The sequence below is a fragment of the Zemynaea arenosa genome (genome assembly GCF_004614185.1).
GTDB lineage: Bacteria > Pseudomonadota > Gammaproteobacteria > Burkholderiales > Burkholderiaceae_D > Telluria > Telluria arenosa.
In genome coordinates this window covers 17578-30528 of record NZ_SPVF01000180.1, presented here as the reverse complement: position 1 = coordinate 30528, position 12951 = coordinate 17578, and the positions used below count along the sequence as shown (strand labels likewise).

10 protein-coding genes are annotated in these 12951 nt (G+C 66.4%); 6 read left to right on the top strand and 4 right to left on the bottom strand.

Annotated elements, in window-relative coordinates:
* The first annotated feature begins 5 nt into the window (after positions 1-5).
* From E4L96_RS14270 to E4L96_RS14260, 3 genes are all read left to right on the top strand, one after another.
* On the top strand, positions 6-1202 hold the full coding sequence (locus tag E4L96_RS14270) for an acetyl-CoA C-acyltransferase (RefSeq protein WP_135207893.1): 1197 nt from the start codon (positions 6-8) through the stop codon (positions 1200-1202).
* Positions 1203-1283: 81 nt separating this feature from the next.
* Positions 1284-2063 carry an enoyl-CoA hydratase gene (locus E4L96_RS14265; RefSeq protein ID WP_135207892.1) on the top strand — a complete coding sequence of 260 codons (780 nt, stop codon included), beginning with the start codon at positions 1284-1286 and terminating at the stop codon, positions 2061-2063.
* Between the two features lie 51 nt (positions 2064-2114).
* Complete coding sequence (locus E4L96_RS14260; RefSeq protein ID WP_135207891.1) at positions 2115-2522, top strand: DUF1801 domain-containing protein; 408 nt, start codon at positions 2115-2117, stop codon at positions 2520-2522.
* A gap of 41 nt (positions 2523-2563) precedes the next feature.
* Here the strand turns inward: E4L96_RS14260 and E4L96_RS14255 are convergent, their stop codons facing one another.
* Entirely contained in the window at positions 2564-3733 is a 1170-nt protein-coding gene (locus E4L96_RS14255) for a PepSY-associated TM helix domain-containing protein (protein ID WP_135207890.1), read from the bottom strand.
* A 94-nt stretch (positions 3734-3827) separates the two neighbouring features.
* On the opposite strand from E4L96_RS14255, the gene E4L96_RS14250 reads away from it, so the two are divergent.
* On the top strand, positions 3828-5948 hold the full coding sequence (locus E4L96_RS14250) for a TonB-dependent receptor (protein ID WP_135207889.1): 2121 nt from the start codon (positions 3828-3830) through the stop codon (positions 5946-5948).
* Here the strand turns inward: E4L96_RS14250 and E4L96_RS14245 are convergent.
* Together E4L96_RS14245 and E4L96_RS14240 are read right to left on the bottom strand one after the other, a co-directional pair.
* Positions 5945-6550 carry a transglutaminase-like domain-containing protein gene (locus E4L96_RS14245; protein WP_135207888.1) on the bottom strand — a complete coding sequence of 202 codons (606 nt, stop codon included), beginning with the start codon at positions 6548-6550 and terminating at the stop codon, positions 5945-5947. The genes E4L96_RS14250 and E4L96_RS14245 overlap by 4 nt on opposite strands.
* A gap of 112 nt (positions 6551-6662) precedes the next feature.
* Positions 6663-9644 carry a TonB-dependent receptor gene (locus E4L96_RS14240; RefSeq protein WP_135207887.1) on the bottom strand — a complete coding sequence of 994 codons (2982 nt, stop codon included), beginning with the start codon at positions 9642-9644 and terminating at the stop codon, positions 6663-6665.
* 251 nt (positions 9645-9895) lie between these two features.
* Between E4L96_RS14240 and E4L96_RS14235 the strand changes: the two genes are divergently transcribed.
* Together E4L96_RS14235 and E4L96_RS14230 are read left to right on the top strand one after the other, a co-directional pair.
* A complete protein-coding gene (locus E4L96_RS14235; protein ID WP_135207886.1) occupies positions 9896-10726 on the top strand; it encodes an alpha/beta fold hydrolase in 831 nt (276 codons plus the stop codon).
* Positions 10727-10757: 31 nt separating this feature from the next.
* Entirely contained in the window at positions 10758-11639 is an 882-nt protein-coding gene (locus tag E4L96_RS14230) for a helix-turn-helix domain-containing protein (RefSeq protein WP_135207885.1), read from the top strand.
* A gap of 7 nt (positions 11640-11646) precedes the next feature.
* Here the strand turns inward: E4L96_RS14230 and E4L96_RS14225 are convergent, their stop codons facing one another.
* Positions 11647-12933, bottom strand: coding sequence for a beta/alpha barrel domain-containing protein (locus E4L96_RS14225; protein ID WP_167758693.1), 1287 nt, complete (start codon positions 12931-12933; stop codon positions 11647-11649).
* Between the last annotated feature and the right edge of the window lie 18 nt (positions 12934-12951).

The following is a 12951-nucleotide window of genomic DNA, read 5'->3' as shown; positions in this document are numbered from 1 at the left end:
TAATCATGACCAAACAACTGCAAGAAGCATACGTCGTCGCGGCGACCCGTTCCCCGATCGGCAAGGCGCCGCGCGGCATGTTCAAGACGACCCGTCCGGACGACCTGCTGGTGCGCGTGCTGCAATCGGCCATGGCGCAGGCGCCTGGCCTGGACCCGGCCCTGATCAACGACGCCATCATCGGCTGCTCGTTCCCGGAAGCGGAGCAGGGCTTCAACATCGCCCGCATGTCGGTGCTGCTGGCCGGCCTGCCGAAGACCGTCGGCGGGGTGACCGTCAACCGCTACTGCGCCTCGGGCATCACCGCGATCGCGATGGCGGCGGACCGCATCCGCGTCGGCGAGGCGGACGTGATGATCGCCGGTGGCGTCGAGTCGATGTCCATGGTGCCGATGATGGGCCACCATCCGTCGATGAACCTGGAGATGTTCACGGACGAGAACATCGGCATGGCCTACGGCATGGGCCTGACCGCCGAGAAGGTGGCGGAGCAGTGGAAGGTGTCGCGCGAGGCGCAGGACGCGTTCTCGGTCGAGTCGCACCGCCGCGCCATCGCCGCCCAACAGGCCGGCTGGTTCAAGGACGAGACCACGCCGATCGAGATCATCACCCGTACGCCGAACCTGGCGACCGGCGAAGTGTCGATCAAGACCCGCACCGTGGACACCGACGAAGGCGCGCGCGCCGATTCGACCATGGAATCGCTGGGCAAACTGAAGCCGGTGTTCGCGGCCAAGGGCTCGGTCACGGCCGGTAACTCGTCGCAGATGTCGGATGGCGCGGGTGCGCTGATCCTGGTGTCCGAGCGCATCCTGCGCGAGCACAACCTGACCCCGCTGGCGAAGTTCTCGTCGTTCGCGGTCAAGGGCGTGCCGCCGGAGATCATGGGTATCGGTCCGAAGGTCGCGATTCCCGAGGCCTGCGCCAAGGCGGGCATCACCCAGGACCAGCTGGACTGGATCGAGCTGAATGAGGCCTTTGCCGCGCAGGCGCTGGCGGTCATCGGCGACCTGGGCCTGGACCCGGCCAAGGTGAACCCGATGGGCGGCGCGATCGCTCTCGGCCACCCGCTCGGCGCCACCGGCGCGATCCGCGCTGCGACTGTGATCCACGGCCTGCGCCGCAACAACCAGAAGTACGGCATGGTGACCATGTGCGTCGGCACCGGCATGGGCGCCGCAGGCATCTTCGAGCGCGTCTAAGCCAGACTGCTGCCGCATCCAAGGGCGCCTGTGGTCAAACACGGCGCCCTTCCCACATCCAAAGAACAAACGGAGACCTGAATGGACACCCTGACCACCATTGCCGACGGCATCCTCACCATCGAGTTCAATCGCCCGGAGCGCAAGAACGCCATCACCAACGCCATGTACCTGACCGTGGCCGAAGCCCTGCGCAACGCGGAGCAGGACACCGCGGTGCGTGCGATCCTCATTACCGGCAAGCCGGAGATTTTCACCGCCGGGAACGACCTGGAAGACTTCCTGAAGAACTCGGCGCCCGTTCCCGGCCAGGCGCACGAAGACCGTGGCGTCTTCCAGTTCATGCGCGCGCTGGCGGCGTCGACCAAGCCGGTGGTGGCCTCGGTGTCCGGCGCGGCGATCGGCATCGGGACCACGATGCTGATGCACTGCGACCTGGTCTATGCGGCCGACAACGCCAAGTTCTCGCTGCCGTTCTCGCAGCTCGGCCTGTGCCCGGAGTTTGCATCGTCCCTGCTGCTGCCACAGCTGGCCGGGTTCGCCCGCGCGGCGGAGAAGCTGATGCTGGGCGAGGCCTTCGGCGCGCAGGAAGCGTTCGAAATGGGCCTGGTGGCCAAGGTCCTGCCGCAGGAAGAGCTGCGCTCCTTCGCGCACGCCCAGGCGGCCAAGCTGGTGGCTCTGCCCGCCGCCTCCATCCGCGCCACCAAGGCCCTGATGAAGCGGGTCCGCACCCCGCAGATCAACGAAACCATGGCCGTCGAAAATGAAAAGTTCTTCGCCATGCTGCAGGGCGCCGAAGCCAAGGAAGCCTTCACCGCCTTCTTCGAAAAGCGCAAGCCCGATTTCACCAAGTTTGCGTAACTCATAACCAGCGGGTTATACTTCCGTCGACACCTTACCAAGGAGACGGCGATGAGTAACGAAGCTTCTGCACTGATCGACAAGCGCATTGCGGGCCTGGGCGACTGGCGCACCGACACGCTGGCCCGCATGCGGGCGCTGATCCAGGAGGCGGATCCGGACGTCGTGGAAGAGTGGAAGTGGGAGAACCCGGTGTGGTCGCATGACGGCATCATCTGCACCGGGGAGACCTACAAAGGGAAAGTCAAGCTGACCTTCCCGAAGGGCGCTGCGCTGCCCGATCCCAAGCAACTGTTCAACTCCAGCCTCGAAGGCAACGTGCGCCGCGCCATCGACATCCTTGAAGGCCAGCAGGTGGATGCCAAGGCCTTCAAGGCCCTCATCCTTGCCGCCATCAGCGCCAATTCGATGGCGGCCGCGAAGCCGAAACGCGTGAAGGCCAGGAGCGCTGCTACCTGATACGCGCCGAACCATCAGGGCAGGTAGCGCAAGCACGGGAATCAGACGCCGTGGGTGGGCGCCGGGGCCGGGCGCCGCCGCTGCAGCCAGAGCCAGGTCCCCGTCACCATGAAGAACAGGGGCGTGAGACCAAGGATGCTGATGGCGACGCGCCCCGCATTGCCCAGCACCTCCCCCGTATGCAGCGGGAACAGCCAGTTGAAGAAGCCATCGCCGCCCGGCGCATGCAGTGGATCGCGCAGGCGCAGGATGCGGCCACTGTAGGCGTCCACCGTGACGCGTGTGTTCCCATCCCCCTGCCGCACCTCGCCCGGCTGGCGCGCCCGCACCTCATAAGGCACGGACGGCTTGGCCGGCAGGATCACCCGAGACAGGCGGGCCTGCGGCAACCGCTCCTGCACCGCGCGCAGCGCCGCATCGACGGCGATTGGCGCGCGGCCCTGCGCGGCCTCATTCTTCAACTTGTCGGCGGGCGTGACTTGCGCGACCGCCTTCACCACCGGCACTACCACCTCCGGCAAATTGAAGTACACACCCGAAAAGCCCATGAACATCAGCAGCGGTGCCGCCACGAAGCCGATAGCCCGGTGCGCGCTGAAGTTGAACCGCCGCCACGAGCCGCGATAGGACACCGTGAGCGCCTGCCGCAGGCCTTTCCAGGTTGGCACCGGCCACCACAGCGCCACGCCGATGGCACCGAGCAGGAACAGGGCGATGCCATGCGCCCCGATCACCGTCTTCCCGACATCGCCACTGAGCAGATAGCGGTGCACATGAAATAGCGTCGGCATGAGCAGGGGCCGCGACAACCCCGCCTCGCCCCAGTTGCGTTCCCCCGCAATCGCCAGCGTCGCCGGATCGACCATCACCTGCCGCGACACCTCCACCTTCCATGGCGACTTGGCGCCGCCCTGGCGGTACCACGCGACGACCGGCTCGTCCGCCGCTTCGGGCAGCGAGAGCTGGGTTGGCCGGCCATACCCCGGCCGCGCCTCCAGCATCGCCACCAGCGCGCGCACTCGCTCCGGCGCGACCTGGGCCTGCGCCCTCACTGGCACATGGAACAGCGTTGGATTGAGCGCCGCATCCAGCTCATGGATCCACGCCAGCGCCGCCCCGGTCACCCCGGACAGCGACAGCACCACCCCGAACACCAGCGCAATCCAGAGATGCACGCGGCGGAGCAAGGTGCGGGCGGAACCGGTAACCATAAAAAAACCTGACTAGCTTAAGGACAATACTTGAGATTGTAAATGAGAATGGTTATCATTTCAATTCTCAACAATAGATTCCTCGGAGTATTTGATGCCTCAGCTTCACGTCCTGGCCCGCGCTGCGGCCGCCGCCTGCCTCGCCACCGTCCTGCCCGCGCAGGCCCAGGAGGCTGCTGCCGCCAGCGAGGTGGTCGTCACCGCCACCCGCACCGCCAAGGCCGTGGACAAGATACCGGGCGCCGTCTCCGTGATCAGCCAGGCCGAGCTGGACCGCCAGTACCAGCTGGCGGACGACCCTTCCCAGGCACTGGCCCTGTACATCCCCGGCTATGCGCCCAGCCGCCAGAAGATGACCTCGACCGGCGAGTCCCTGCGCGGCCGCCAGCCGCTGATCCTGCTGGACGGCATCCCGCAATCGAACCCGCTGCGCGCCGGCATGCGTGAGGGCTACTTCGCCGACACCGCCGTGATCGAACGCATCGAAGTGATCAACGGCGCCTCCGCCATGCAGGGCCTGGGCGCCACCGGCGGCATCATCAACTACATCACCAGGACGCCGCGCGAACCCGGTACCAAATTCACCGTCAGCGCCCGCCTGTCCTCGCAATTCCGCGACGACTCGCTGGACTGGAAGCTCGGCTACAGCCTGGCGCACAAGTCGGAGGCGTTCGACTTCTTCGGTTACCTCGGCACCCAGCACCGCGGCGTGGGCTACGACGGGGCTGGTCGCCGCCTCGGCCTGGATGTGGTGCAGGGCGACACCAACGACGCGGGTGGCCACGACATCTTCCTCAAGCTGGGCAAGAACATTGGCGACCAGCGCCTGCAGGTCTCGTACAACCGCTTCCACTTCGAAGGCGATGGCGACTACCGCAACGTGAATGCCGATGTGGCGAAGGGCGTCCCGACTACCGCGGTCAAAGGCACGCCGCCCGGCGCCCCGCCGCGCAATGAAGTGAAGAGCGCAAGCTTCGACTACCGCCACGCGGACCTCGCGGGCGGCGCCTTCACCGCCCAGGTGTTCAAGCAGGACTTCGCCTCCCTGTACGGCGCCACCAACACCTCCACCTTCCAGGACAAGGCGATCGCCCCGGTGGGCACGCTTTACGACCAGTCCGAGATCGTGGCCGACAAGGCGGGCCTGAAGATGACCTGGGTCCGGCCGGACGTGCTGGTGACGGGGCTCGAACTCACGGCAGGCCTGGACGTGCTGCGCGATCGCACCGAACAGCACCTGGCAGCGACCCAGCGCACCTGGGTGCCGCGCCTGGACTTCCGCTCCACCGCGCCGTTCACCCAGCTCGAATACGAATGGGGCAGGTTCACCGTGCGGGGCGGCGTGCGGCAGGAACGCGCGCGCCTGAACGTGGACAGCTACACCACGCTGGCGGCCTATGGCAGCCGGCTGGTGGGCGGCGGCGAGCGCTCGTTCGTCAAGGCGGTGAAGAACCTCGGCGTGGTGATGCGCTTCGCGCCCGGCTGGTCCGCCTTCGTCTCCAGCGCGGAAGGCTTTGGCCTGCCGGACGTGGGCCTGGTGCTGCGCGCCGTGAACCGCCCGGGCCAGTCCGTGGCGGGCCTGTTCGAGCTGGAGCCGGTCGTCACCCGCAACAACGAGATCGGCGTGAACTGGCGTGGCAAGGCCGGGAGCCTGGGCGCCTCGTACTACGACTCGCGCTCCAAGCTGGGCACCGTCTTGCGCATCAACTCCGCGGGCATCGGTGTGCTGGACCGCGTGCCGACCACGGTCACCGGCTGGGAGCTGTCCGGCGACGCGCGCCTGTCGAAACAGTGGAATGTGTTTGGCAGCCACGCCCGCACGCGCGGCACCACGGCTGCCACCGCCGGCGCGCCGATGGACCTGGCGCTGGGCGCGCGTTCGCAGGGGCCGGACAAGACGGTCCTGGGCACCAACTGGCAGCCGCGCAGCGATGTCTCGGTGCGCCTGCAAGCCACGCGTTTGGAAGACCGCGATGTGAACTTCGGCCGCGTGGTCGGGACCGCGAACCTGGAAGAGCACTTCCGCGGCTACACGCTGGTGGACACCGCAGCCAGCTGGGACACCGCCTACGGCAAAATCGGCGCGGGCATCGAGAACCTGTTCGACCGCCAGTACATCGGCTACTACGCGCAGTCGGCCAACTACAAGGACCCCACCGCCTACTGGGCGGGCCGCGGCCGCACCTTCTCGCTCAGCCTGAGCAAGTCGTTCTAAACGGCAGAGGGCTCCGCGTCGGGCAGATTGGCCAGCACGGCATCCCAGGTGCCGTGCGACTCCAGCGCCGCGATCACGCTGGGCAGAGGCTCGGCGTGGATCCCGGTCAGGTCCGCCTCGTGCGGCGCGCGCGTGGCGAAGGCCAGCCGTTCGACCGGCGGCGTGAATTGCGCGTCCACGCCCGGCTTGTTCCCGCGCGGGTCGATGCGGTACCACCCATGCCGCGGGAGGTACACGGCATTCAGGCCATGCAGGCAGAAGGGCGCGCCCTCGTCACCGAGCGAGAGCCGCTGGTAGCACAGCCCCGCCGCAATGCCGTTCGCGCGCAGCAGGGCCGCCAGCAGGTGGCTCTTGGCGTAGCAGTAGCCGGTGCGGTGCTGCAGCACATCCGAGGCCTTGCACGTGACCGGATTCATCTTGTAATCCACCGAATGGCGGATCTCGTCGCGTACGAACACGAAGCAGCGCTCCGCGATCGCATCGGCATTCTCCGCTCCCGCGGCCAGCTCGCGCGCTCGGGCGCGCACGGCGGGATGATCGTGGTCGATATAAGGACTCGTCGCGAGGTAGCGCGGATCGATGGCAGAGGGGGAAGAAGTCATGCCGCCGATTGTAGCTGCGCCAGCGCAGGCGGAATGAAAAAACGCCGGCACGAGGCCGGCGTTGAAAGTGGGCGGGACACCGCGGCGCAGGCCGCGGCATCGCCCAGGAGACTCAGAACTTGTACTTCAGGTTGACGTAGTACTGGCGGCCGATCACGTCCAGCTTCTGCTGCTCTTCCTCGCTGTAGCGATATTGCGCGCGGCGGACGTTGGTCAGGTTGGTCGCATCGAACGTCAGCACCAGGTTCGGCGTGATGCTGTAGCTGGCGTTGAAGGCCACGGTGGTCACCGGGGCCGCGATGGTCGGCGCCGCCGGCATTTCGATCCCGTTGATGACCGACAGGCCCTGGCTGTTCGCATTCGCCGCCGGCGCCGTGCTGGTATTCACGTACTCGCTGCGGTAGTTCGCCACCAGGCGCGCCGACAGCCGGTCGTTCTCGAAATAGCCGCCCAGGTTGGCGGACCATTCCGAGGCACCGACCATCGGACGGCCGTCGTCGACCTTGGTCTTGGCGCGGCTGACGTTCGAGGTGAAGCCGAAGCCGGAATTCCACAGCGGCTGCTCGTACGACAGTTCGATGCCGGAGATGCGGGCGCCTTGCTGCGAGGCGGTCTGCACCTTGAACGTGCGCACCTGCGAGGTCTTCGGATCGAGCAGGTCGATGGTGTCGGTGCCCACGCCGGTCTTCGGATAGCCGCTGATCTTCGAGTAGAACACATCCACCGCCACCAGCGAACGCTTGGCGAAGAACCACGACCACGAGGCGTCCAGGTTCTTGGCCGTCATCGGTGCGAGGTTCGGGTTCGGGCCCGTGACGGTGCAGCCGTTGTCGTTGCAAGTCGGGGTGCCGTAGCCGGCGCCCAGCAGGTTGTAGTTCTGGCGGCCGATGGTCTTGCTGGCGCCGAAGCGGGCCACCATATCCTTCTGCAGCTCGTAACGCAGGTTCAGGCTCGGCAGGATGTTGTTGAAGGTGCGGTCGCTGGCTAGCTTGTAGTAGGTCAGGCCGGCCAGCGGGTTGAACTTGGTCGCTGGGTTGGTCTGGTCGTCGTAGTAGGACTGGCCCTCGTTGGTGTCCGTGATCGCGCCGGGGAATTGCGGGCACGGAATCGGCGCCTGGCCCGGCGCGGAACGCGCGCAGGTGCCGACCGGGATCGGCATCGGAATGTCGGCGTTGATGCGCGTGCGCACCGCACGCAGGCCCACGTTGCCGGACCAGCCTTCGCCTTCCAGGTTCGCCATCAGGTAAGCCGCGGTCTGGCGTTCGCGCATGTTCAGCTCGGACGAGATGCGGCGCTCCCACTGGTCGGTGGTGGCCTTGGTGTTGGCCGCGAAGTACGCTTTCATCGTTTCCGGGGTCATGGTCCAGCTGGTGTTGTCCCAGCCCGCCGGGCCGCCCAGGCCGCTGCCGAAATCGTCCGGATAGGGGATGAAGGAACTCACCGCCAGGTTGCTGGTGTCCAGCGGGGTGCGGAAGGTCGGATAGCGGCGGGCGCTGTCACGGCGGTGGTCCGAGTAGCGCGCGCCGGCTTCGAGCGACTGCATCCAGCCTTTCTCGAGGCGGTATTCGGCGTCGACCTGGCCGCTGGTTTCCTTGTCGTTGGTGACGATGCCGGATGCGGCGCGGCCGCTCAGCACAAAGCCGCTGCCGTCGGCATTGCGGCCCGGGACGTTGGGGCCGGTGCCCAGCCACTTCACATACGGCGCCTCGTCCACGTCGCCCAGGCGGTAGGACACGCCGGTGCCGTAACGCGAATAGGTCAGGCCCTGGTCGAGGCCGGTCTTGCCGACGCCTTTGGTGGTCGACAGCAAGGTCTTGACGGTCAGGTCCTGGCTGAAGCGGTACTTGGCGTCCAAGTCCAGGAAGGCCGAGGTGGCACGCGCGCCGTCGCGGTAGGCGCCTTCGGTTTCGCCGATGTACTGCGGGGTGGTGCCGTCCGGGTAGACGATGTCGGCGGCCTTCAGTACCTTCAGCTGGTGGCCATAGATCGTGGTCTCGTTGACGATGACCGGATTCTTGATCATCGCGTAGACCTGCTTGCCGTTCGAATTGGTCGGCGTGGCGCCGCCTTGCACGCCGCCGCGGCCCAGCAGCATGCTGAACATGGCGCCCGCGTTCAAACGGCCGTAATTGTTCGCGTTCATGCCCGAGTGGAAGCCGGTCATGGTCACGTCGAGGTCCTGGTTCGGCTTGAACTCCAGCGAGAACATGCCGCCCTTGCGGTCACGCACGCCTTCGACGAATTCCATGCTCATCGAACCGGGGATCCGTACGCCGTTCAGGTCCGCCGCCTTGAGGCCGGTACCGGCCAGCGACTCGTCGGTGATGCCCTTCATGGTGGCGGTGTTGATCACGTCCCAGCCGCTGCCGCCGCTGTAGGCGAAGCGCGAGGCCGAATCGCGGCGCACGTAGCGCTTTTCGGCGAAGGCCTGGACGATCAGGCCCATGGTGCCGGCCTCGTTCTTCCAGTTGAACATGGCATTCAGGTCCGGCGCGCTCTTGCCCGGCAGGTCGGCGTAGCTCATGCCGCCGCTGAGCACGCCCGAGAAGCGCTCTTTCTGCGCCAGCGGCTTGCGGGTGGTGACGTTGACGGTGCCCGCCAGGCCGCCGTCGGCGATGTTGGCCTGCGAGGTCTTGTACACCAGGGCCTGGTTCAGCACCGAAGACGGCATCAGCGACAGGCTGGTGGACCGGCTGCTGGAACCCTGGTCAGCCACATACCAGTCGCCGCCGGAGACGGTGTGGCCGTTGAAGATAATCAGCGTCATGTCGGGGTTGGTGCCCCGCATCGCGACCTTTTCCGCCTCGTCGTAGTCGGTCCTCACCGCCACACCGGGCAGGCGCTGCAGGGAGTCGGCCAAGTTCTTGTCCGGCATCTTGCCGACGTCTTCGGCCGTCACGACCTCCACGTTGGCGGTGGCGTTCTTTTTCACATTCAGGGATTTTTCCATGGACGCACGGATACCCGTCACCTCCACGGTCTGCACTTGGCCCAGGTCCGGGGCGGGTGCGCTTTGCGCCGGGGCGGCCTGCGATGCCAGCGTCAGCAAAGCAGCCGATACCGCTACTGCGAGCGGTTTTTTCTCGTAAGTCATGTCTGTCTCCTGTGGTCTTGAACTGGTTTCTGACCAGTTGCGGACAAGTATTGATGACTTTGCCACAGGCGAATAATGACTTTGCATCGCCACGCTATGACAAAAGGTAATGAAGTGGTATTGCCGGAGGGTTACTCATCTTTCCGGCTGGTAGCGACAAGCGGGCCGATCATGACCTGGCAGGTAATCGCCGCCACGGCACGCGGTCTGCACAATGGCTCCATCGAACACGCCACCCCATGGAGACCAGCATGACTGCCCGCATCCACTCCCCCAACCTCATCGCCACCGAAGACGGCGTCCACCTGTTCTACCGCGACTGGGGCCATGGCCGCCCGGTGCTGTTCGTCGGCGGCTGGGCCATGCCGTCCGATTCATGGGGCTACCAGACCCTGGCCCTCAGCCGCCAGGGCCTGCGCTGCATCGCCTTCGACCGCCGCGGGCATGGCCGCTCCAGCGACCCGGGCCGCGGCTACGACTTCGACACGCTGGCCGGCGACATCGCCGCCGTCATCGAAGCGCTGGACCTGCGCGACGTGACCCTGGTCGGGCACTCGATGGGCTGCAATGAGATCGTCCGCTACCTCACGCGTTTTGGCAGCGGACGGATTGCGCGCGTGGCCCTGCTGGGCGCCATGACGCCGGGGGTGACGGTCAGCCCCAATAACCCCAGCGGGATCGACCCGGCGCTGCTCGCCCAGTTCCGCATGCAGCTGATGCGCGATCTGCCCGAATGGATCGAAGCGAACATCGAGCCTTTCGTCCCTGGCGCCAACGCCACGACAAAAAACTGGCTGACCAATATGTGCATGGGCTGCTCGCTTCAAGCCCTCCACGACTGCAATATCGCGGTGGAGACCTCGGATATGGTGAACGAACTGCGCGCCATCGACGTCCCCGTCCTGCTGATCGCCGGCGACATCGATGTCTCGGCTCCCCTGGAGCTCACCGCGCGCCGCAGCGCCGCCTTGATCCACGATGTGGAACTGAAGGTGTACCACGGCGCGGCCCACGGCATGTTCATCACCCACGTCGACCGCGTGAACGCGGACCTGCTTGAGTTCATCCGTGCGGGCGGTTAAATTGGGCGCGCCATTGATCACGGGAGGGTTCATGAGGGAAGAAGACCTTCGCGGCGCGGCCGCGCAACGACACCAGCGCGGCAATGCTGCCGGCGACAACTACTTCAGCGACTTCGCATCCGCACTGCGCTACTGGCGCACCAAGCGGGGGTACAGCCAGCTGCGCCTGTCCACGGAGAGCGAGGTGTCGCAGCGCCACCTGAGTTTTCTCGAAAGCGGCCGCTCCCAGCCCAGCCGGGAGCTGATCCTCAAGCTGGGCATCGTGCTGGACGTGCCGCTTCGGCAGCGCAACGCGATGCTGCTGTCCGCCGGATTCGCGCCCGCCTACCAGGAGCGCAGCATGTCCGACCCGGAGCTGGCCAGCGTGATGCAGGCCCTCGACTTCATGCTGCGCCAGCAGGCGCCGTTTCCCGCGCTGGTGGTGGACCGCTTGTGGAACCTGGTGATGTTCAACGAGCCCGCGGCGGGGATGATGAAATGGCTGCTCGGGATGCCGGAGGAGGCGGCGATTCCGCGCGACGGGTCCATCAATGTGCTCAAGCTGATGCTGGACCCGAACGGCGTGCGCCGCCATCTGGTGAACTGGCAGGCCGTGTGCGCGGACACGCTGCTGTGGATCCAGCGCGAAGCCATGGCCGATGGTCCGGGCAGCGAAGCCACGGCGCTATTGGCGGAGCTGTCCGCCTTCCCCGACATGCCTTCGGTCGGCCATGTGCCCAACCTGGACCGCCGCGCCTTGCCCTTCATGCCGCTGACGATCGCGCGCGATGGGGTCGAGCTGAACCTGTTCACGACCATCACCACGCTCGGCACGCCGCACGACGTCACGGTCCACGAACTGCGCCTCGAATCCTTCTTCCCGGCCGACGAAGCGAGCGCCCAATGGTTCCGCGGCCGCTTCCGTGACCGCTGAATAGAAGTCAAACCTCGGACAGCGGCATGCGCAGGCGGGTCTGCGCGCGGTGCAGGAGCTGGCGCAGGCTCGCGGTATCGTCGTAGGACATGCGCACGCCGTTCAGCAGGTCGGTGCGCATCAGGAGGATCATCTTGTTGGCCACCGTGGCGCTGATGGTGGTGCCCAGCAGCTCGGCCACGCGGCCGGTGATGGCGTCGACGTCGCTGCCGGTGGGCGCGATCCGGTAGGTATAGCTGCCGCCGATTTTCTCGGGCGGGAGATCCATGAAGCGGTCCGGCACCTGGCGGAAGCTGATCAGCATTTCGCGGTACGCATCCGTGCCCGCGATCGGCCAGGTGCGCGGCGTCGGTTCGTTGTGGTTGATCTCGTGCATGGCGTGCGCCACGGGCAGCAGCTGGTCCAGCTGGTACTGCGCCATGTTGGCGTTCCCCGCGCGGACCAGGTTCGCGATCAGCTCACCGAGCGAGGCGTGGCCGATGGTGGAGGATTCCTTCTCCATGCCGCCCCAGTACCCATCGGCCCCCGCCAGCAGCGCCTCGATGGCAGAGGCGTTTTCCATGCCGTTCCCCGCGTGGCAGTGGAACAGTACCTGCTGCCCTTCGCGCAGCACGGCCTTGGCCGCACGCACCACGGCACCGATCTGGAACGGGAAGTAGGTGCCGCGGTCGTCCTCGAACGAGAGGCCGGTGACGTTTTCCTCGGCCAGCAGCATCAGCATGTCGTAGGCCAGCTGCGGGGTCTTGAAGAAGGCATCGGCCAGGTCCACCACGTTCATGTAGATGCGCGGCGCGCCGCCACCGTCACCGGTCATGTTGGCCCGCAGCCAGGCCAGGCTGGCGCGCACGCGTTCCGCGACCACGTCGAACGGCTGCCCGGCGGGCAGCAGGTAGATCTCGTGCAGGGTGTTCGGCACGCCGTACCTGACCACCTTCTGCATGCTCACGTCCGGGACGAACACGCCCTCAGGACCGAACTTGCCGACCTGCGACCCGGCCAGCGCGCCGGTCAGGTCATACTGGTGCTGGTTCAGCCAGGCCAGGAACTGGTCCTCGACTTCCTCGTGCAAAGGATCCTGATAGTCAAAGGTCGCGACGATCTTGTTCTTGAAGCCGAAGCCGTCCACCAGCGGCAGGATCTGCAGCTTCTGTTCCAGCGTGTGCCCGAGATAGGAGGAGAAGCAGGGCTCGCGCAGGGACACGTCGATCAGCATGGGATTGAGCTGCTGCAGCCTGGCGAGGGTGGTCGCGGCGGCATCCAGCTGCGCGTTGAAGGCGGCGCGGCGGTCGGTCATGGTCATCCTTTCGGCGGT